This window comes from Methylomonas sp. HW2-6 (assembly GCF_052474525.1).
In genome coordinates, this window is sequence record NZ_CP184124.1 from 2,367,556 (window position 1) to 2,388,208 (window position 20,653).

17 protein-coding genes and 1 pseudogene are annotated in these 20,653 nt (G+C 51.6%); 7 read left to right on the forward strand and 11 right to left on the reverse strand.

All coding sequences use genetic code 11. From position 1 onward, the window contains the following. Positions 1–2: 2 nt before the first annotated feature. The 3 genes and pseudogenes from ACH518_RS11785 to ACH518_RS11795 form a co-directional block, all read left to right on the forward strand. Positions 3–1,292, forward strand: coding sequence for a hypothetical protein (locus ACH518_RS11785; RefSeq protein ID WP_445370217.1), 1,290 nt, complete (start codon positions 3–5; stop codon positions 1,290–1,292). Between the two features lie 10 nt (positions 1,293–1,302). After that, positions 1,303–2,109: a 4'-phosphopantetheinyl transferase family protein gene (locus ACH518_RS11790; RefSeq protein ID WP_445370218.1), complete on the forward strand. Its 807-nt coding sequence runs from the start codon at positions 1,303–1,305 to the stop codon at positions 2,107–2,109. A gap of 110 nt (positions 2,110–2,219) precedes the next feature. After that, positions 2,220–2,402 (forward strand): annotated as a pseudogene (locus tag ACH518_RS11795) (IS5/IS1182 family transposase); the annotation flags it as partial. A gap of 442 nt (positions 2,403–2,844) precedes the next feature. Here the strand turns inward: ACH518_RS11795 and mprF are convergent. From mprF to ACH518_RS11840, 9 genes are read right to left on the reverse strand one after another with little or no spacing between them, the layout of a single operon-like run. Then, positions 2,845–5,427: a bifunctional lysylphosphatidylglycerol flippase/synthetase MprF gene (gene mprF, locus ACH518_RS11800; protein WP_445370219.1), complete on the reverse strand. Its 2,583-nt coding sequence runs from the start codon at positions 5,425–5,427 to the stop codon at positions 2,845–2,847. A gap of 24 nt (positions 5,428–5,451) precedes the next feature. Beyond that, the gene (locus ACH518_RS11805; protein ID WP_445370220.1) at positions 5,452–6,843 is read right to left on the reverse strand and encodes a virulence factor family protein; all 1,392 of its coding nucleotides are present in this window, start codon (positions 6,841–6,843) and stop codon (positions 5,452–5,454) included. Further along, entirely contained in the window at positions 6,844–7,710 is an 867-nt protein-coding gene (locus ACH518_RS11810; RefSeq protein ID WP_445370221.1) for an alpha/beta fold hydrolase, read from the reverse strand. A gap of 35 nt (positions 7,711–7,745) precedes the next feature. Further along, positions 7,746–8,246 (reverse strand): hypothetical protein, encoded by a 501-nt coding sequence (locus ACH518_RS11815; protein WP_445370222.1) that lies wholly within the window; start codon positions 8,244–8,246, stop codon positions 7,746–7,748. Between the two features lie 60 nt (positions 8,247–8,306). After that, on the reverse strand, positions 8,307–8,732 hold the full coding sequence (locus tag ACH518_RS11820; RefSeq protein ID WP_445370223.1) for a DUF2721 domain-containing protein: 426 nt from the start codon (positions 8,730–8,732) through the stop codon (positions 8,307–8,309). 36 nt (positions 8,733–8,768) lie between these two features. Next, positions 8,769–9,071, reverse strand: coding sequence for a hypothetical protein (locus ACH518_RS11825; protein ID WP_445370224.1), 303 nt, complete (start codon positions 9,069–9,071; stop codon positions 8,769–8,771). Positions 9,072–9,120: 49 nt separating this feature from the next. Beyond that, a complete protein-coding gene (locus ACH518_RS11830; RefSeq protein ID WP_445370225.1) occupies positions 9,121–10,560 on the reverse strand; it encodes a TolC family protein in 1,440 nt (479 codons plus the stop codon). Beyond that, positions 10,547–13,723, reverse strand: coding sequence for an efflux RND transporter permease subunit (locus tag ACH518_RS11835; protein ID WP_445370226.1), 3,177 nt, complete (start codon positions 13,721–13,723; stop codon positions 10,547–10,549). Before ACH518_RS11835 ends, ACH518_RS11830 begins: the two co-directional genes overlap by 14 nt. Positions 13,724–13,744: 21 nt before the next feature. Then, positions 13,745–14,830: an efflux RND transporter periplasmic adaptor subunit gene (locus ACH518_RS11840; RefSeq protein ID WP_445370227.1), complete on the reverse strand. Its 1,086-nt coding sequence runs from the start codon at positions 14,828–14,830 to the stop codon at positions 13,745–13,747. Between the two features lie 610 nt (positions 14,831–15,440). Between ACH518_RS11840 and ACH518_RS11845 the strand changes: the two genes are divergently transcribed. Beyond that, the gene (locus ACH518_RS11845; protein WP_445370228.1) at positions 15,441–15,617 is read left to right on the forward strand and encodes a hypothetical protein; all 177 of its coding nucleotides are present in this window, start codon (positions 15,441–15,443) and stop codon (positions 15,615–15,617) included. A gap of 160 nt (positions 15,618–15,777) precedes the next feature. On the opposite strand, the gene ACH518_RS11850 is transcribed toward ACH518_RS11845, so the two are convergent. Then, positions 15,778–16,143 (reverse strand): hypothetical protein, encoded by a 366-nt coding sequence (locus tag ACH518_RS11850; protein WP_445370229.1) that lies wholly within the window; start codon positions 16,141–16,143, stop codon positions 15,778–15,780. Between the two features lie 16 nt (positions 16,144–16,159). Then, positions 16,160–16,627 carry a hypothetical protein gene (locus ACH518_RS11855; RefSeq protein WP_445370230.1) on the reverse strand — a complete coding sequence of 156 codons (468 nt, stop codon included), beginning with the start codon at positions 16,625–16,627 and terminating at the stop codon, positions 16,160–16,162. 180 nt (positions 16,628–16,807) lie between these two features. Between ACH518_RS11855 and ACH518_RS11860 the strand changes: the two genes are divergently transcribed. The 3 genes from ACH518_RS11860 to ACH518_RS11870 all read left to right on the forward strand — a co-directional run bounded on the left by ACH518_RS11860 (position 16,808) and on the right by ACH518_RS11870 (position 20,530). Continuing rightward, positions 16,808–17,383 carry a hypothetical protein gene (locus ACH518_RS11860; protein WP_445370231.1) on the forward strand — a complete coding sequence of 192 codons (576 nt, stop codon included), beginning with the start codon at positions 16,808–16,810 and terminating at the stop codon, positions 17,381–17,383. A gap of 269 nt (positions 17,384–17,652) precedes the next feature. Beyond that, positions 17,653–19,113, forward strand: a complete 1,461-nt coding sequence (locus ACH518_RS11865) for a sensor histidine kinase (RefSeq protein ID WP_445370232.1) — start codon at positions 17,653–17,655, stop codon at positions 19,111–19,113. Then, positions 19,106–20,530 carry a sigma-54-dependent transcriptional regulator gene (locus tag ACH518_RS11870; RefSeq protein ID WP_445370233.1) on the forward strand — a complete coding sequence of 475 codons (1,425 nt, stop codon included), beginning with the start codon at positions 19,106–19,108 and terminating at the stop codon, positions 20,528–20,530. Before ACH518_RS11865 ends, ACH518_RS11870 begins: the two co-directional genes overlap by 8 nt. Positions 20,531–20,653: the final 123 nt, after the last annotated feature.

The following is a 20,653-nucleotide window of genomic DNA, read 5'->3' on the forward strand; positions in this document are numbered from 1 at the left end:
CGATGGTTTCGGGGAATGCTCTGCGCGGCTTACGGCCGGCGTTGCTGGCCGTATCGCTGCCGGGCATCGCCGCCGCAGCCGACAAATTCGAGTTCGAACACAGCTTCATGCTGCAAAGCTTCGGTGCGATTTACGATATTGCCAAGAACAGCAATCTGAATCCGGACAACCAACTGGCGCAACTGGACAACTTTCAGCAGGGTACCCGGCTGCGCTCGAAATTCACCGCCCGCTACGGTGGCTTTAGTGCCAAGCTCAGCCCGCGCTTCGGTTACTTTTTAAGCAATCAGGCCGACGGCGGTAACGTGGTGGCGGGGGAGCATTATTTCCAGGATTGGCTGGTGCAATACGCGACGGACGATCTCAGCCTGTCCTACAGCCGCGAGCTGTTGTATTGGGGGCCGTCGTTGTTCGCCTCACCGTCCAACCCGTTCTTCCCGAACAGCAACCAGACCAACCCCTTCATCGAACCCGGTGCCCAGGATTTCGTGCAATTGCAGTATTTTCACGATTATTCCAACACGCTGGCCTTGATCGGCAGCGTAGCTCGGGGCCGGTCGACGCTGGAAACGCCGGATTTCAAGAAAGCCGTGGCGCTGAAGTACGACCACCGCGGCGACGATTATTCGCTGAGCGCGATAGCCGGCTACCGCGAAAACGACGGCCTGCCGCAGGGCGGCATGTTCGGCCAGTGGACGCTGAACGATTCGACGCTGCTGTATTTCGACGTCGGCATGAAAGGTAAAAGCTACGGCTTGTATCCGCATGCATCCGACTCGCCGCTGGGCTACGAATTGGCGCCGAACGGCAACGGCCGTGGCTGGTTCGTGGACTTCCTGGCCGGCGGTTCCTATACCTTCGACAACGGCGACGTATTGAATTTGGAATACCGTCACAGCAACGAAGGTTACAGCAATGCCGACAGTGCCGCTTACCGGCGCATGACCCAGAACGCGGCCGGGTTGCTGCTGGGTGCAGACCCCAATTTGCAAGGCTTGGCCGCCGGCACCTTGGCCCAGGCCTCGTCGGTGCAGATCCGTTCGCTGAATCAGCATTACCTGTATGCCAATTACCGGGTGCACGAAATTGTCGAAGACCTCAGCCTTAATGTGCTGTATTCGCAAAACCTGCAGGACGGCGGCGCACAACTGGTACCGATTGTCGAGTACAACCTGTTCGGACAGGTCAATCTGGCCGCCAATCTGGTATTCAATCTGGGCGGTAGCGATACCGAGTTCGGCGGATATCTGAACAATATCTATTTCCTGGGTGTGAAATATTACTTCGACTGAGCGCCGGCTGATGAACATCGATAACGCAGGGTCTGGCGCTCTGCCGAATTTCGCGGATTTAAGGCAACGGTTTCCGCCGGTTCCGGCGCCGACACAGGGGAGGGCGCAAGTCTGGTTGGCCTGGACCGAGCGTTTCGCCGATCCCGAGGCACTGGAAATCTGCCGTAATCTGCTGGCCGCGGACGAGTTGGAAAAGTGGCGAAAGTTTCATTTCGAGCGCGACCGAAAGTTGTATCTGGTGGCACACGCCATGGTCAGATTCGTGTTGGCCGCTTATCTGGATACCGAGCCGGACAAATTGCGGTTTACCGCCAATCGCTACGGCCGCCCCGAACTGGTCCGCAAACCGGGCATGGCCGATGTCCGCTTCAACCTGTCCCACGCGCGCGGACTGGCGGCGCTGGTGGTCAATTGTGGCGTGGATTGCGGGATCGATGTCGAAGCAGGGCGCGATTTGGGCGATCTGGCGGCGATGGCCGGTCAGGTGCTGACTGCAGCCGAACGCGATTATCTCTGGCGTTTGCCGGCAGCGGAACGGAATTGGGCATTTCTGAAGTTCTGGACCCTGAAGGAAGCCTACATCAAAGCCCAGGGCACCGGCCTGTCACAGGAGCTGGACCGCTTTGGTTTTGTCTTTGGCGAAGACGAGGCCATCCATTTCCGTCCCGGTAGCGCGGATGATTCCCGTGCTTGGCAATTCGCGCAAAGCTTGCCGGGGCCGGAACATGTTTTAGCGCTGGCATTTCGCTGCGGCGGCGGGCCGGAACTGGATACGTGCTTTTGCGAATGGTTGCCGCACCGGTTGAGCGGCGGTTGAACCGGTTGCCTACCGGTGAGTCCGCATTACGGTGACTTTCAATCGCGTGGGCGATGCTCAAGTCTTGCCGCGACTGCAGAACGTGAGGCCCAGGCCATTCTCCCCTTCCGAAAAAATGGAGTGGATATCATCGTTGCAGTTTGGTCGAAACCAAAATGCGCTGTTTCAAACTGTTGGGAGAGGGTGTCAAGGCACGACTCTTCAAAAGCCAGGTCGCTGAGTTGCAAATTCGATCGGCACTGCTCAATAGGTTTACCCAACTGGGCAGACCTATAACCGTTGCCCCGCCCTAAATCCGCCTAGCTGATTTGGGGTGAGGGGACGTTTGGCTATCACAGGATTTGTGCAACAAAGCCCATGGCTGTAATCATTGAACCGGAGAAAACAGAAGAAACACAGCACATGGTCGCCTGATTCAAGTCAGCCATACACTAGGGAACCTCGAAAATTAAATTTCACCAGAATAAAATCCATAAGTCATATTGCGGTTTTTGCTGAAATCAGAGGTTTTTCGAGGCTACCACCAGAGTTCATTATTGCTCCCGGCTCGCCGTTGATGAGCAAACTGAGTTGACCGACACCCGGATGAAATCGCTAAACCCGCGTGTCGATGCGTCCGCCTGGGATTACCTTTCTCAAAATAAAGTGCCCGTCTTTGAGCTTTGAGTACATGAGCATAAACCTTGTGAGTAAGAGTGCTTAAGCGTTTACTCGTTTGCTGGCTTGACGAGATGGCTACTTGCTGAATATACCCTGCCAGCCACCTGAAATCAGCCGGGTGATGGACATCAGGATAAAAGGCACGGAAATACCCGCCGGCGCCGCCAAATAACGAGGCTTCCAGACTGGTGAAAATTTAGCTTTGTATTCGTAAAGCCCTTCAAAGTTATAAAAGTGGTCACCTAAGTCAAAGATGGTCGTACCAATCTTATGCCACAGTGGTGCTAGCGGACGGCGCTCCAATCCAGCCAAGGGGGCCATGCCTAGCGAAAACCAGCGGTAGTTTTCCGATTTTCCCCACAACATCAATTCGGCGAACAGAAAATCCATAATGCCGCGTGGGCTATCCGGATCATAACGCATCAGGTCTATGGATAGCTCATTTTGGTTGGCGGTTTGCCACAGATTGGCAAAGGCTTTGATCTGCCCCTCAGGGTTTTTGACGATCGCGATATCGGTGCGGCGGATGTAGGTTTCTGCAAAGAATCCCAATGAGAAGCCTTTTTCCCGGGTATTTTTGTTTGCCAACCAGGCATCTGAAATTCGCCGTAAAACCGGCAATGCCGCATCGACAGCATCACCGCTGATGATTTCAAAACGATAATCCATTTTGTTGAACTTGTTGCGGGCGCTGCGCTGGGAGTCGCGTTGTTTGCCTTGCAGACTGAAGGTCGACAAATCCACATGCGCTTCTTCGCCCAGTTTGAATAAAGACAGACCTAAATCGAGATAGTGGGGTAATACCTCAGGACTGACTTGGTAGAAGACGGCTTTGGCGCCATGCTGGTTAGCCTGTTCCTGGAATTCCCATAGCAGATCTTCAATGTCGGCCGGTTCGCCTATGGGATCGCCCATTGCCACCCAAAACTGCGTGGTAGTCTGGTACATGATGAAGGCGCTGCGTTGTTCGTTCCACAATAAATATTTATCCGCCAATAACGCCAGAAATCCATGGGTATCATCGCAATGTTCCAGCAGGCGCTGCACGTCATCAATCTCGTCAAGCGATGGTTTTTGTAAGTATTGTGGCGGGGCCACGCTCAGTAAGCGCGATAATCCATACGAGACGCAAGCGACCGTAATTAATAACAAAGCCCTTAAAAACCGCGGGGCATCGTCTTCGTAAGAAAACTGCCACCACAGTTCATGGGCGTATTCGATGTCGCGATAGGCAAAAAAGCCCAGCCAGATAGAACCGACCAAGACTATTAGGACCGTCATCAGCCAGCTAGATGAAAGCGACATGCGAAATAGTGACGAATGTCTTTGAAAATGGCTGTGCGTGGGTAAAAACAATAGGGTGATCGTCAGCAAAACCATGGCTTCACGCCAGTCGAAACCCTTAAGCAAGGAGGCTACGATGCCCAGTCCTAACAAAATCAGGCTGCCAAACCAGGCTGCGTCGATCCTTAACCAAATGCCGCGCGCCAAAAACAACAACAGCAAGCCAATCAAACTGCCTGCCAGATGGGAAAACTCGACTATGGACAGCGGAATCAAATCGCTCAGCCATGCCATAGACTCCGAATTGGCCGGCATGGAACCTGAAACGATCAATACGCCGCCAGCCATTAGTAAAAGCAGGGAATAAAGTTGTGGAACAATGGCCGATAGAATCTTGCCTATCACTCGGCTACTTTCGGCCATCAAGTCCCGTCGACTCTGAAGCTCGTAACCGAGCAGACCAGCGCCGGCCAACAACAAGGGAACGAAATAATAAATGACCCGATACAACAGTAAGGCGCTGATCAGGATTAAATGTTGATCCTTCGCTTCAATGTCCGCCATCAGCCATAAAAACGCGCCTTCAAAAACGCCAATACCACCAGGTACCTGGCTAATGACGCCAACCACCTGAGCGACGACAAAGATCACCAAAAACGCACCAAAATCGATGTCTACCTGATTTGATAACAAAGCCCACAACACAATGGACGATAGTACTACATCGATGCTGGCAACCAACGTTTGCCCAAGCGCCATAAGAGGCGAGGGCAAATGCAGTTCGAAGCCTTTAATGAGTAATGGTTTACGCCCCAAGAAAACCCCAGCCCAATAACACAGTAAGCTCACCGCGCAAATCAGGCTGACCCAATGAATCGCCGACGGCTCCTGAATGGTGCTGGACAAATAGTGCGGCAGGACCAAACTGCCGAGCAGACCTAAAGTCAATGCGCCTAAAAGATAGGTGAGTGTTTGAAACAGGGAAATTTTTAAAATATCCCAGCCAGGCACCCCCCATTTGGAATAAAACCGGTAGCGAATCGAACCTCCCGCAGCCCAGGCATGACCGGTATTATTGCTGATGGCATAACTCAACAAGGCTGCGGCGGTCATTTTCAGCCATGGAATTTGGGTGTGACCGGTAAAACGCAGCGCCAGCCAGTCATAACCCGCTAGTACCAAATAATTGATCACCGTGAGTAGTAATGCAGCCATCACGATGCTGATTGGCGTGGTTTTCAGCGTACCCAAAATGTCGCTGAGGTCATGAACGGCCAACTGGTTATGGACAATATAAAGCGCAACGGCAAATAAAATCAGCGGTAACCAGTGGCTGATGAGCTGCGGTAATCGATTCAGGTTTTCGCTGATCATGGGTGAATGAAGAGGATTGAAAAATTATTGGATACCATGCTGCCGATAGACATCAAGTATTTGCCGGGTAAGTTTCGGGTAATCCTGATCGAAATGGTGGCCGCCAGGCAATTCCAGAATGGTGGCATCACTATTTGCCAACGTGGTACAGGCAGTATCGGCTTTTTCCTCTTTGCCATAAATACACAAAATCTTGTTTTTAGGCATCTGCACCAGTTCCGGAGCCAGCATGTGTTCACCGCCACTTTGACCTAACCAGCCGGAGACGTGGATTTCAAAATCGGCTTCCTTGGCCAACGCCAAAAGCACCAGTAGTTTCACATCGTCCTGGTCTGCTTTCTGTAAGCGATTGTAAATGGGCGGCAAAATGTCGGCACCGAATGAATAACCCGCTAACACGAAGGATTTCACGTTCCAATGCTTCCGATAGTAAGTCATCGTGGCAGCCAGATCGGTAGCGGCTTGCTCTGGCGTTTTGTGCGTCCAGAAATAGCGCAACACATCGACGCCGACCACCGGATAATTTTGCGCCGCCATTTCGCCAGCCACGGTTCTATCCAGATCGCGCCAGCCGCCGTCGCCGGAGTAGAACAACGTGACGCTGTCACCGGGCTTGGACGCGGGGACTTCCACCACTGGCATCGGTGGGGCTATTTGATTATTTGCGCCAACGACGGCTTTGATTTCCTCGATCAACAATTCATCCACTGGAGTGTCGTAGGCCGCGATTCGGGTATCGACATGCCCCAATGTTCGAATGAATACAGCGGTATCGTCGGCTGGTTGATCGGTCCAAACCGAACGCCAAGGTGCTTTGGGAGTCGGTGCAGAGACCAACTGTTGTCGTTGAGTTTGCAGCGTGCCAACAAATGGCGGACACAACGTTAAATCTGCCGGTAACTCAACGGAAAAGCCGATAGACAGGTTATGGGCTTGAGGGTTGGCAGGAGTCTGCGCGTTGAGAAACGGAATCAATGCCCCTTGGCCAATACCGGCGACCACCACGCGGCTTGCAGAGGGTATTCGCAGTTGTTTTAGCAGAGCATTTAGGGACGTCGCCACACTTTGGCTATCCAGACAGTGTTGGTTTGCGGCATGAAGGCCTTTAAAAAGGTGGCCATCATCAATGATCGCGGCGGTAACGCCTAAAGAAGCCAGACGCTGCGCCAAGGCCTTGGCTGGAAAATTTTGGCTTTCGATAACGACAAGTGCCGCTCCTTGCGATCCCCAAAGCGGTTTGGCAACGGTGACCTCACCGAGGTTTTCATTCGCCAATTGCTGGTTAACAACCGGTGGCTTAACGTCAGGTGAAAACCAAATAGCCACTGCCACCAGGATTGACAGCAACAACGACAGCCATAGAACTTTGCGTTTAATCCATGAGCGCGATTTTGGCGTAGGTGAAGAGCTATTCATTTAGTTTGCTATGTCCAGGAATGATGCAATCAAGGCATTGACTTGCCGAGCATGGGTTATAGGGGCGGCGTGCCCCGCACCTAAAACAATTTCTATTTTTGCGTTTGCCAGCATTTGTGCCAGTTCACCCGAATGCGGCAAGTCGATAATGTCGTTTTCGCCTGTGATCACTAAGGTCGGTGCGGTAATCGCTTTTAAGTCGGCATGATTGAGTTGCGGCGCTGTCCGCCACAGGGCTTTGATTTCCGCTTCCAGAGCAGGGTGATTTTCGCCTGCACCGGACCACCAGCTTCGTGCCCAATCGATGATTTTATGCATTAGTGCATCACGTTGAGTGTTGTCGGCATCCTGAATCAAACCCGACGGGTGGAAATTGGCACTGATGGCGACGAGTTTACCAACCCGCTGTGGGGCATTCAGCGCGAGCAACAAGCCGATAATGCCGCCATCACTCCAGCCGACAATATCAGTACGTTGAATGCCAAGACGGTCCAAAACCATCAAAGTATCTTGTGCAAATAGCTGATAGCTCATCGCTGAATCGCCTGACGTGGATTCACCGTGGCCACGAGTATCAATCAATATCACCCGTCGACCGGATTGCACTAACCAGGGTATCTGAGAAAACCAGCTAAGTTTGTTGCTCAAACCCCCATGTAACAGTAAAACGGGCTCGCCTAGGCCATACGCGACATAGCGAATATGGGCGCCTTGATTTTCGATGTCGCCGCCGATGGCTTTTGCGTTGCTGGACACCCTCCAAAGCAAGTAATTGCCAAAATAATTCGAAATTGGAATCAACCATACCGAGACGACAATGACCGATGTCACTAAAAAGAATCCGACCAGATGAACCATTCGTTTCATCGCGTTCGCAGATAGATGAAAAATTGAGAGATCTTCTAAACCGTTTTTGGTAAGGTTACTAATAAAAACACATGTCTGATAAGGCAAAATGCCGACAAGGGCAAGAATACAATGCCGATGCCTAACAATGTATACTCATGAATCTCGATATTTAATATATTCATGGGTATTTTCAATACCTCAACCAGTATTTCGATAAATAACCCATAGAGCAGGATGCCTAATCCATAGAAGTGACAATATTTATCAATTCGTTGTTGGATTTCGTCGCGCATTGCAGGATAAAGACGAAAGACTTCCATAATAGATTCCCGTTCTTCCAATGCGACTCCATAGGCTATTAGTATCGTTGCAATACCGTCTAATATATCCTCAATTAGATCAAAATCATTTTTATCGGTCATAAAATAATCAAATGCTGCAAAAATAGAGGACACAATTGCTGAAAATACGGCCAGGCTGACGACTGAAATAAAGAATCGGCTGGTTATAGTAATGTAAGCTTTGTTGCCTTTGTTGGTGTTATTGTATTGCATTATTTTCCCTGAAAACATCAAAAGTGCTCTGCTGCAGATGATTAGAGCTTAAAGGCTACGTTAATTTTTTATGAGTATAATTGTCTCCATGTTTTTGGTTGCTAGCGCAATTTCCCGTAAAAAGCAGGTTATTCCAGCGGTTAAAGTTAACATTGCGGCAACGAATAGCAGAGAAGTTATTCTTGAGATATTTAATTCCAATTCAGCCCCCACAAATAAGATTACAATCGACATGCAAACAAGCAAGGCGCACACGCAGCAGAATGAAATAGCCTTATGGATCAATCTAACACGAGTAGGTAAGGTCAAGTATTCGTCATGATGACCAGCATTCTTTTCACTCAAAAAACGAAACCTGTCGACTATGCGGGCTAAACGCCCAGTAAGCACATTTAAGAGAGTACCTACACCGCCGAGTAAAAAGACAGGGGTTAATGCTTGTTGAATGACATGAGTGACTGTCGGAATATCTACTAATGTGTCCATTGAATAAAGATTAATATTTGGATAGAAAAATTAAAATTAAACAATTTCAAACGACAAAATCACTGCGATTAACATCATTGAGACCAATCCTATTATAAAAATGAATTCTGCCCAGCGTTCAAATCCTTCGCTAGATTTCTCGAGACGAATTGATAAAAATGACAGAAGCGCACTGATTGTGAACAATAAGCTATCAATTGCCAAAGCCTTGTCAATAAGGTAACTCACCATGTCTGAGGGCTGACTTTTGACAATGCTAATGACCATAATACAAACGCCCACCATGGTCGCGGAATTAGGCAAAATGTGATGTGATAGGTCGTTTTTATTGTTTTTCATTGCGTATTTTAAATATTTTTATGGCCCAATGTATTTTTTTGACTTTTTGCTATGATTGCCAGCCACCGCCAAGTGCTTTGTAAAGATCGACTGTAGCGCTAATCTGCTTTTGCTTGGTTTCGATCAGTTCCTTTTTCGCTTCCAAGGCATCGCGTTGGGTCAGCAATACCTCCAGATAATCGGCTCGGGCCGATATGAACAACTGATTGGCGACTTCGATCGATTTCACCAAGGAATCCACTTGCTGGCGTTTTAACTGATAGTTTTTGTCCAGCTTGTCGATATTGGACATTTGATTGGCGACTTCGGCGTAGGCGTTGATGATGCTTTGCTCGTAGTCGTAGGCAGCCTGTACCTGCTTGGCGTTGGCGTTTTTGTATTCGGCGGTAATCGCATTTTTGTTGACCAGCGGCGCTACCAATTCTCCCGCCACCATCGCCGCCAACGATTCAGGGGTATTGATCAGGTATTTCAATGCAAACGCTTGGAAGCCGACACCGGCTTTGATGCCGAACGACGGGTAGAAATTGGCCCTGGCCACGTCGATGTTCAAATCGGCGGCCTTTAACTCCAATTCCGCCTTGCGGATGTCGGGGCGGTTTTGCAATAGCTCGGAAGGCACACCGACACTCAAGGCTTTGGGTTTAATATCCATAAAGCCATTTGACGTGCGTGCTATCGGTTGCGGCGTTCTACCCAGCAGGGTATTGATCCGGTTCTCGACCACCGTGATTTGCTGTTCGATCTCGTATTGCCGAGCCTGGTTTTTTGCCACCTCGGCTTCGTAACGCTTAACGGCCAATGCGGTGGTTCTGGCGAAGTTTTGCAATTGTCTGACCACTAACAAGCCGTTTTGCTGAATCGCGATATTCTGCCGCAAGTTATCCAACTGGTTATCCAAGGCCAGCAATTCGTAATACGAATGTGCGACTTCGGCGACCAGGTTAGTCACCAAGAAATTCCGGCCTTCAGCGGATGCCATGTATTCGTAAACCGACACCTGGGTGGCGTTTCTGAGTTTTTTCCAGATGTCGATTTCCCAGGTCGAGAATAAGCCGAACTGGTAGTCGCCGAGGAAGGCCGGGAATGACTGGCCTTTGCCGAGGGTCAGATTGTCCTCGACCGCACCGTTGCGGGTGTATTGCGCGGTCTTCTCGCCACCCGCCGAGGCGCCGAATGTCACGAAGGGCAAGTATTCGCCTTTGCGCGCCTGGATTTCGTTCTCGGCCATGCTGATCCGCTGCAGCGCGATGTTGATTTCCTTGTTATTCGCGACGGCGGTGTCAATCAAACTGCGCAGATTTGGATCGTCGAAAAATTCCTGCCATTTCACGTTGGCGGAACTGGTTTGTTCGTTGACACCGGTTTTGAACTGCTCGGGCAATTGGGTATCGGCGGTTTTTTTGGTCATGTCCGGAATACCGCAGGCTTGCAACATAGCCGTTGCCAAGGCTGTTACTAGCAAAACATTGATTTTATTCGTCAGCATCTTGGGTACCGTAATGATAGGTTTCGGTGAAGGGATTGACGTCTTCGTGTTTGATCATGCGTTTGCCTTCGATCAATTTCGCGAAGATGTAATACAGCCCTGGAATCAGCACCACGCCGAACAGGGTGCCGAATAGCATCCCGCCCAAAGCGGACGTGCCGATGGTGCGGTTGCCGACCGCGCCGGCGCCGGTGGCGAAGGCTAGCGGCACCAGACCGGCGATGAAGGCAAACGAGGTCATCAGAATCGGCCGGAACCGCGCTTTGGCGGCTTCGATGGCCGCTTCCCGCACTGATAAACCTTGTTCCTGACGTTGCACCGCGTATTCGACGATCAATACGGCGTTTTTACCGAGCAAGCCGACCAGCATCACCAAACCCACTTGGGAGTAGACGTCGTTGGCCAAGCCCATGGTTTTTAGTAATAGGAAGGAGCCGAAAATACCTGCCGGCAAGGAACAAATCACCACCAAAGGCAACACAAAACTTTCGTACTGGGCTGCCAATACCAGATAGACGAACACCAACACCACGACGAAGATCACCAGCGCCTCGTTGCCGCGCGCCGCTTCGTCGAAGGACAAGCCTTCCCAGGCTACATCGAAGCCCTGTGGCAAAGTCGCTTTGGCAACGTCCTTGATCGCATTGATCGCGTCGCCGCTGGTATAACCGGGCGCCGGTTCGGCGCGGATCGCCGCCGAGTTATACAGGTTGTAGCGGGTCAGCTCATTCGGACCTTGTTGCGGAACGACGGTCATGAAGGCCGAGTACGGCACCATTTCGCCAGCGTCGTTTTTCACGTAGTAATTCAATACGTCGGTGGGAAAGCGGCGAAACTCCGGCAAGGCTTGCACGTAGACCTTGAAAAAGTTGTTGAAGCGAATAAAGCCTTGTTCATAGGTACTGCCGATCATGATGTCCAGATTTTCCATGGCCTTGTCGATATTCACGCCTTTTTGCATCGCCAGTTTATTGTCGATTTTCAACTCGTATTGCGGGTAGTTGGCGGCATAAAAGGTGAACAAGCCGGTCAACTCCGGGCGTTTACGCAAGGCGGCCATGAACTCCTGGTTGAGTTTGTCGAACTGGAAGTAATCGGTGCCGGTAGTTTTGTCCAATAGGCGGAAGGCCAAGCCCGATGCGGCGCCGTAGCCGGGTACTGCCGGCGGCTGGAAGAATTCGATCACCGCGCCGAAGTCGTGGGTTTTTTCTTCCAATTGCCGAATCACGTCCTGCACCGAAACCTTGCGCTCGCTCCAGTCCTTCAGGTTGATGATGCAGGTACCGGCGTTGGAACCGCGGCCTTCGGTCAATACCTCGTAGCCGGCCAAGGACGATACCGACTGCACGCCGTCGATTTTTTCGGCAACTTCTTCCAGTTGCCGCGCCACTTTGTTGGTGACCTCGATGGTTGAACCGGGCGGTGTTTGGATGATTGCGTAGATCATGCCCTGGTCTTCGCCGGGGATGAAGCCGGCCGGCAAGGTCTTGTCGACGGTAAAGATCCCAAAACTGAATGCCGCCAAGACTGCAACGGTAACGATGCGACGGGTGACCACCACATCCAATAGTTTGACGTAACGTCCGGTGACTTTTTCGAACAGATAGTTGAATCCGGCAATGAACAACGTGATCGGGGTTTTACGCTTCGGCTGGTCGTGGTTGTTTTTCAAGATCATCGCGCACAATACCGGCGCCAACGACAGGGCGACGACAGCAGAGATGACGATGGAGGAGGCCATCGCAATCGAGAACTGCCGGTAAAACACCCCGACTGGGCCGTTCATGAAGGCGATGGGTACAAATACCGACACCATCACCAAGGTGATCGCGACGATGGCGCCGCCGATTTCGCCCAAGACCTGCCGCGAGGCGGTATAAGGGCTGAGGTGTTCGGCTTCCATTTTGGCATGCACCGCTTCGACCACGACGATGGCATCGTCGACCACCACGCCGATCGCCAGCACCAACGCAAAGAGCGTGATCAAGTTGATCGACAAACCGAAGGCTGACATCACCGCGAACGAACCGATCAACGACACCGGCACCGCCAGAATCGGAATCAAGGTCGAGCGCCAGTCGCCGAGGAACAGGAACACCACCAAGGTCACCAATACGAAGGCTTCGCCTAAGGTGTGCAACACTTTATGAATCGAGGCTTCGACGAAGCGCGACACGTCGTAGTTGATCTCGTAGTCCATGCCTTCCGGGAAGGATTTTTTCAATTCCTCCAATTTGGCCTTGACGTCTTCGATGACCTTGGTGGCGTTGGTACCGTAGTTTTGTTTCAGGACGATGGATGCGGACGGGAAAGAGTCCTTGTCTGAATAAATGTTGTAAAACTCGCTATCCAGATCAACCTTGGCGATGTCTTTTAAACGCAAGATTTCGCCGTCCGAGTTGGCGCGGATGATGATGTCGGCGTACTGTTCCGGTGTGTTGTACCAGCCCTGGTAAATCAATACATATTCCTTGGATTGTGCCGCCATGCCGGTACTTTGGCCGATGCGGCCGGGCCGGCCGATGATGCTTTGCTTGGCGATCGCGTCCATGACTTCTTCGGTCGAAACGCTATAGGCCCTCATCCGGTCCGGGTTCAACCAAATCCGCATCGCGTATTGGCGGGCGCCGAGGATTTGCGCTTGGGCGATGCCGTAGATGCGCTGGATTTCCGGGATGACGTTGACGTAGGCGTAGTTGAACAGGAATTTCTGGTCGGCGTTCTTATCCTTACTGTAGAGGTTGACGTACATCAACATGCTGGGCTGGACGAAGTTGACCACCACGCCTTCCAGGCGCACCAGATTCGGCAAGCGGCTCATCACTTGATCCACGCGGGTCTTAACGTTGACCATGGCGATATTCGGATCGACGCCTAACTCGAACAAGACCTGTATCGTGGCCTCGCCGGCGCTGGTGGCGTCCGAGACGATGTACTTCATGCCGGGTACGCCATTGATGGCGCGCTCGATGGTAATCAGCGAGGATTTGACCAGTACGTCTGCGCTGGAACCGGGGAAGGACAAGGAAATCGTTACCCGCGGCGGGGCGATATCCGGAAATTGCGAAACGGGCAGGGTACGGATTGCCAAAAAGCCCATGAACAGAAAGCTGAGCGACAACACGATCGCCATGACCGGTCTTTTAATGAATATGCTAAACATAGTAATTCCCTGGCTAAGGCATTATTCGGTGTATAACTGCAGTTCGGCGAACGCTTTTTCCGGCGGCAATAAGTTGAGTTCGACTTGATCGCCGGCATGGACTTTTCTTAAACCTTCCAACAATATTTTTTCGCCGTCTTTCAAGCCGTTTTTGATAATGAATATATGCGGTAATTCGGCTTCGATATTAATTAATCTTTGCTCGAGTTTACCGTCGCCGTTGACGACGTAAACGTAGGTTTTATCCAGAATTTCGAAAGTGGCTTTTTGCGGGATTAATAGGGCGTTTTTATAGGGCTTTTTCATTAATATGGTGCCGGTTTCGCCGTGGCGGAGTAGTTTGTCAGGGTTGGCAAAGGTGGCACGGAATTCGATATTGCCGGCGGTATTGTCGAAATCGGCTTCTATGGTTTCGATCACGCCGTCCTGGTTGTAAATTTGGCCGTTAGCCATTCTTAATTTGACTTTGGCGATAGTCTCGTCATTTTTATGGGTTTTGAAATCCAGATACTCGGCTTCCGGCACATTGAAATACACCCACAGCTTACTAATGTCGGATAAGGTGGTTAATAAAGCGCCGTCCTCGACTAAACTGCCGTTTCGGACATTCAAATGATCCATAATCCCTTCGAACGGTGCGTTGATATTGGTAAATCCTAAATGGGTTTCCGCCAGTTTCACTTCGGCGTTGGCCTTGTCTAATTTGGCTTTAGCGAGAGCCAATTCGTTGGGCGAAACGATTTTTTGGTCGGCTAACCCTTTAGTATTCAGATATTCGATATTCATGTTATTGGCTTCTGCCTGAGCCTTTAACAATTCGGCTTGGTAAATATTGGGCATGATCTTGAACATCGGTTGGCCTTGGCGGACCAATTGGCCTTCGTCGACGAAGATATTCTGCAGATAACCCCGTTCCAAGGCGCGAACTTCGATATGGCGGAAGGCGTGGATCTGGCATACGTATTCCTTGGTAACTGACGTGCTTTCCCGGATTGGAGTCGTTGCCTCCAATTTAGGTTTTTCTGCGTGAGAATCAGTATCCTCCGGGTGGCAGGCGGTTAATAGAATTGCAAGTAGGCTCAGTAAGACATGAGTTTTATTTGTCATGGGAGTTGTCTCATGGGTAATTTCGGTAAAACCTTAAAAAAATTGAATTGGCCGTACTTTTAACGGCTATACCGATACGGAAATTCGAAATAATCCATTTTTCACAATCGAATTTTTCTGCAGCGGTGGTAAATCATTGAATACCTGTCCGGGTAAACCTGTTGTCTGACGTCGATAACAGCCACACTCATCCGGATGGCAACACTCTTTGTTAAGGCTCTGCAAGCTTGGTGCCACATTTTTATTGTTTTAAATCAGTGATTTGTAATGCTGTATTTGGCGGGTGGGTAAAATTACCCAATTGCATTCGTTAATTCGGGGAATATTGCCCACTTGTCTAACAAACGGAGAGCAGGGATGTGGGTTGGCACCGTCGCGATATGTTCGGTTTCTTTGATAAAGCTCCGGACTTGGATATTTGCGAATCCGGGTGATTACCGGCCCCGGCGCGTCGTTCAGATACTGTAATTGGCGTCAGGAGATAGGAGCCATGGCTTAGCGTTTCCGGCTTTAGTAAGCGTTGGCATGGAAATAGCTGCAATGTAATCAGAGCCGAATTCGAAACTGAAATGAAAGGCTCGATTCCGTAAGCCAGTTAAAGGAGTAAGCGATGAAAAACCCAATTCACAATATTGCGAAATACACCGCCTTGATATTAATTTCGGCATTGCCATTTTCGTTGGAAGCTGTCGCCAATCCTTTTCAAGGGTACAAGTCGACGACTATGGAAAAAAATTTCGACCGCGAGTTAATCGAGCCGCCGACGGTGGAGGATGAAGAGGAGTAGTCGGTCTCGGCCAATATACGCACCGAGCAAACAGCTTGATTTTGCGGTGAAGCCCCGTTAGTTGGGATAAGCGGAAGCAATTCTGGCAAGTTTTAAATCCCCAGAAGCCCGCCCGCTTATCCTGGCTTACCGCTTCGGCCTTGCTCATAACCAACTGAGATTAGCCGCCTTCGTCTTCTTTGCCGCGCCACGACATCGCTAGCAGCATCAAACAGAACAGTAGCAAGATCGGCCAGGAATAGGGGGCGAGCAGCAAAATGCCAATTGCGGAAAATCCCAATACGGCGAAAAAAATCATCATACCCATACCGAGCAGCGCTATTAGTGCCAGCGCAGCGATCAGGCCCGTGACCACGAGCAGGATCGGCACCGCCGCTAGCCGGAATAGCGGGTCGGCGACCGGTTGGCCATCCACCAATAAGCTGACCCGGCCGACTTCCGGATGAAAAAAATAGATCAGGCCGGCAAACACGCTGCCGAGTAGCAAGGTTTTAATCGGTAAATGGCAGTTTTTCGGTTCCGGCATGGTCTGTTCCTCGGGATTAGGGTTGCTCTTCGATAAAACCGTCTTCGTAGAGTTTGAATTTGACCGGGCGGCCGTTGATGTCGCCGATGACATCGTAAAAATGCAGATTCACCGATTCGGTCTCGGTAACTTTGATTCCCGGATACTTCGCTTCTATGGTCTGCATTTGCGGATAACTCAGCGCGAAATAGGGCACTTCCTTGCTTAATTTCATCAATTTGCCGTTGGCGGCAACGACGATATCCCAGGTCATCAATTCCTGATTGTTCTCGGTTTTATCGGCTTCGATCTCGAACCTGAGCAGATTGTTATCGCTGATGCGGCTGATTTTACTGATCTGGGTCCGGTCGATTATGCCCAATACGGTTTGCTGTACCGGTTCGGGTAACTGATCGAACGGGATAGCGTTGGTATCGGCTGCCAGGCCATTCGCTGAGTACAAAAGGGTTGCCAACATCGCGGCAAAATAGTGTTTGCTCTTCATTTTCATTCTCCTGTATCGAACCAGTCGTAGTGCGGACGGTTTGTGGTTTTACAAGAAATCTCCATGCCAAGTCTGAATGCCAAGCAGATTGGAGCATGCGGATTGCAGAGATGTGCCGGCTACTGGCACAAATATCGCAGGTTGACGACACAACGAATTTGTCAACATCAGGAGAACATCATGAACTTACCATTTAACTTATCGGAAAAGGCAGTGGTGAAAAGCTTAAAAACGCTACGCCTGGATTTTTATATTTTTGCGGTGCTGATTTTTCTGTCGATACTGGGGGTTGGTATCGCCGATGCGTTCGAGACCCCGGCACACTGGTATTGGATGGGGATGGTTCCGGTGTATTTCGCCGCCTGTATTTTCCTGGAATGGCAAGCCATTCTCCATAGCGGCAAGTCGTTGCGGGATATTCTGCTTTGGCAAACCCAGCATTGGTTGGGCGTGTTGGCCGCGTTTTTTATGGCGTTCAAGTTGCGCGAAATCGGCAGTCTGGACAATCAGGCGACCGGTTTGATCTTGTTGTTGTTACTGGCTTTAGGGACATTTCTGGCCGGTATCACCACCGGTTGGTTGTTTCGGCTGCTGGGTATCTTTCTCGGCTTCAACCTGATCATGGTGGCGTACATGGAACACTACGTAGCGGTAACGATTGCCTCGGCCGCAGCGATGCTGTTGTTGTACCACTATCTGGCGAGAAGCCTGGATCAGGCGATTGCCGCGCGCGTGGCCGACGATGCCGCCGAGTAGCCTTGCCGCATTTCCAGCCAACGGTGCGTTGATCCGTAACCTAGTGGTGAATATCAACCACGCTAGCGGTAATTTTCCCCAATCGGCCCGTTCTATTTTTGATAGACACTGTGGCAATGGGGCTATGCCAGCTGCAATCCGGCAAATTTATATTTATCGGGAGCGGCATTCATTTTGCGTAACTAAACCTAAATCTCGCCGCTGCCGCCGGTTCAACTTCGAGCCGAGTAATGGCGGCAGCACAAACGCTACTTTGCGGAGGGCAGTGCATGCGGGCAGACCGGCGCGAAGCCAATCTACCGATTTGGATCACCGTTGCGTTACTGAGCGGCTTATTGATGATTTCGCTGATGATTCAATTGGCGATGGCGTGGCAGTCTTACCAGCGAATTTTGCCGCTGCCCAAGCATATCGCCCATTTGGAGCGGTTGCAGAACGCATTGTTCGATACCGAGGAAAGTCTGGCCCGAATCGACAGGCAAGACGCCGCGGTCGACCCAGCCATCCAACTTCGCTTGCAGCACTATTTGCAGGAGTTGTTGCAGCGCGGTAACCACTTGGCGGCGAACACGCCGGACGGCCTGCGCGCTGCGTGGCAAGCGCTGACCTTTTCAACACCGGAGCCGCAGCAACGCTTGTTACAGACGCTGAAAATACTACGCGGCATTTTTCGCGACGAAGCGGCCGCCCACGGCGTGTTGACGGAATCGATCGCAGCGGCGGCCAAATTCGAGGTGGAATTGGGTATCGCAATCACGTTAACCTTGCCGCTGAGTGCAGTCTTGTTGTTTTATCTGATGCGCCGGCGAATATTTCAGCCCTTGCAACAAATGGGCTATATGATGGAATTGCTCGGCGAACGCCACTATCATCAAATTTCGCTGGACCGGATCGATCCCGCGTTTGCGCCGATTTTCGCTAACTACAACAGTATGGTGGTGCGTCTCTCGGAATTGGAGGTGGAGCATCTCCAAAACCGGCAGAATTTGGAGACCTTGGTCGAGCAAGCTGCGGGCACCTTGATTGCCCAGCAACGCAATCTGGCGCAAACCGAGCGATTCGCCGCGTTGGGCGAGATCGGCGCCCGCCTGGTACACGAATTGCGTAACCCGTTGGCCGGAATCAAGATGGCTTGCATCAATCTGCAAAACCAATTACAAACCGGCGAGGTGCAACCCGATGCCGCCCAGCGCATCGGGCTGGTGATCAATGAAATCGAGCGCATCATCGGCACTCTTAACCACTGTTTGCAAGGCGCCAGCCACGAGCCGGAGCCGCTCAGGGCAATTTTGGTCGACCAAGCTGTCAGCGAGTTATTGATGTTGGCTCGTTACCAGCTACCGAAATCCATAAGTTTGGAATACCAGGGTTGCCCGGGTCTGGTATGCCGCTTACCCGATACCGAGTTCCGCCAAGCCTTACTGAATCTGATACTGAATGCGCAGCAGGCAATGGACGGCAATAGCGGTAAAATTGGCATTTCGGCCGTGACCGACGGCCGCCGCATGACGTTGTCGTTGTGCGACGACGGCCACGGTTTTCCCCAAGAGTTTCTGGAAAACGGCATCCGCGATTTCGTCAGCCAGCGGGCGGACGGCACCGGCCTGGGACTGTCCATGGTCAGGCGCTTCGTCCGTAACCTCGAAGGCGAAATCAAACTTTACAACCGGCAGCCACGCGGCGCCTGCGTCGAAATTATCCTCAACTGCATCACTCCACACCATGAATGACACCATTTTAATCATCGAAGACGAAGTCTTACTGGGTACGGAATTGCAGCGCTATTACGCGCGTCTGGGGTTCGAAACGCTGTGGGCGGCCGATTGCCGGCAGGCGCGCGCGATACTTTATAACCCCGATCTGCGGCCGGCCTTAATCTTGTCCGACTTGAGCTTGCCGGACGGTAGCGGCCTGGACCTGTTGGAAGAGACTCGCGGCAACATTTCCGATTGCGAATGGGTGTTTCTGACCGGTTACGGTGACGTGCCGGACTCGGTAAGGGCATTGCGGCTGGGGGCATTCGATTTTTTGATTAAGCCTTGCGTCCAGGAACAGTTGGATATGGTGGTACGCAGCGCATTGCGTAGCGCCAAGGCGCAGCGGCGCATATCCACCGAATCGGTCAACGCCGGCAAGCGGTATGCGCCGGACACCTTTATCGGCAGCAGCACTGTCGCCCGGCAAACCGGAGATATGCTGCGCCAACTCAGTCAAGCGCCTTACAGCGCCTTGATTCTGACCGGCGAAACCGGCACCGGCAAAGGGCTGGCCGCCAGAATTCTGCACTACAACAGCGAGCGGGCCAAGGAACCGCTGATCGAGTTAAATTGTGCGGCGTTGCCCAAGGATTTGCTGGAGTCGGAATTGTTCGGCCACGAAGCCGGCGCATTTACCGGCGCCAAAGCCCGGCATCGCGGCTTGATCGAACAAGCGAATCGCGGCACTTTGTTTTTGGACGAAATCGGCGAAATGCCGCTGGATTTGCAGGCCAAATTGCTCAAGGTGCTGGAAGATCGCAAATTACGCCGCCTGGGTGCCGAGAAGGAAATTAGCGTCGATATCCGTATCATCGCCGCCACCAACCGGAATTTGCAGGACGAAGTCAAAAACGGCAGTTTCCGCTCCGATCTGTACTACCGTTTAAGCGTGTTCGAATTGCGTCTGCCCAGCCTGCGCGAACGCATCGACGACCTGGACGACTTGGTGCCGGCGCTAATCGCCGAATTCAATTTGCAGGCCGGCAAAAAAGTCGGCCAGGTCTCGGCCAGAGCGTGGCAGTTGCTGAAGAGTTACAGTTGGCCCGGCAATGTCAGAGAATTGCGCAACGTCCTGGAACGGAGTGTGATTTTGTCGGCGTCCCAGAACTTGCCGGAACAGTGGTTACCCAACGAAGGCCTTTCCGGCGGCGCGGTCATTGCCGATTTTCAGCCTAACGCTATGCCGGCAAAGCCAGGTGCGGCCGGGGGCGATACGCGCCTGGATTTGCAATTCCCCACTGACGGCAGCATGGGACTGGAAGACATGGAAAGCGAGATCGTGCGCAGGATGCTGGAGATATGCAAGGGCAACGTAATGGAGGCGGCGCGTATCCTGAAAACCACGCGGGAAAAAGTTCGCTACCGGATCGAGAAATACCAACTGCGCTAATCTTGCACCCTTTGGCTTTGGCTTTGGCTTTGGCTTTGGCTTTGGCTTTGGCTTTGGCTTTGGCCGCCGCGGCACTTATTTTTGTCGGCATTGTCCTTGCCGTGGCGGCTAAAAAGATTAATC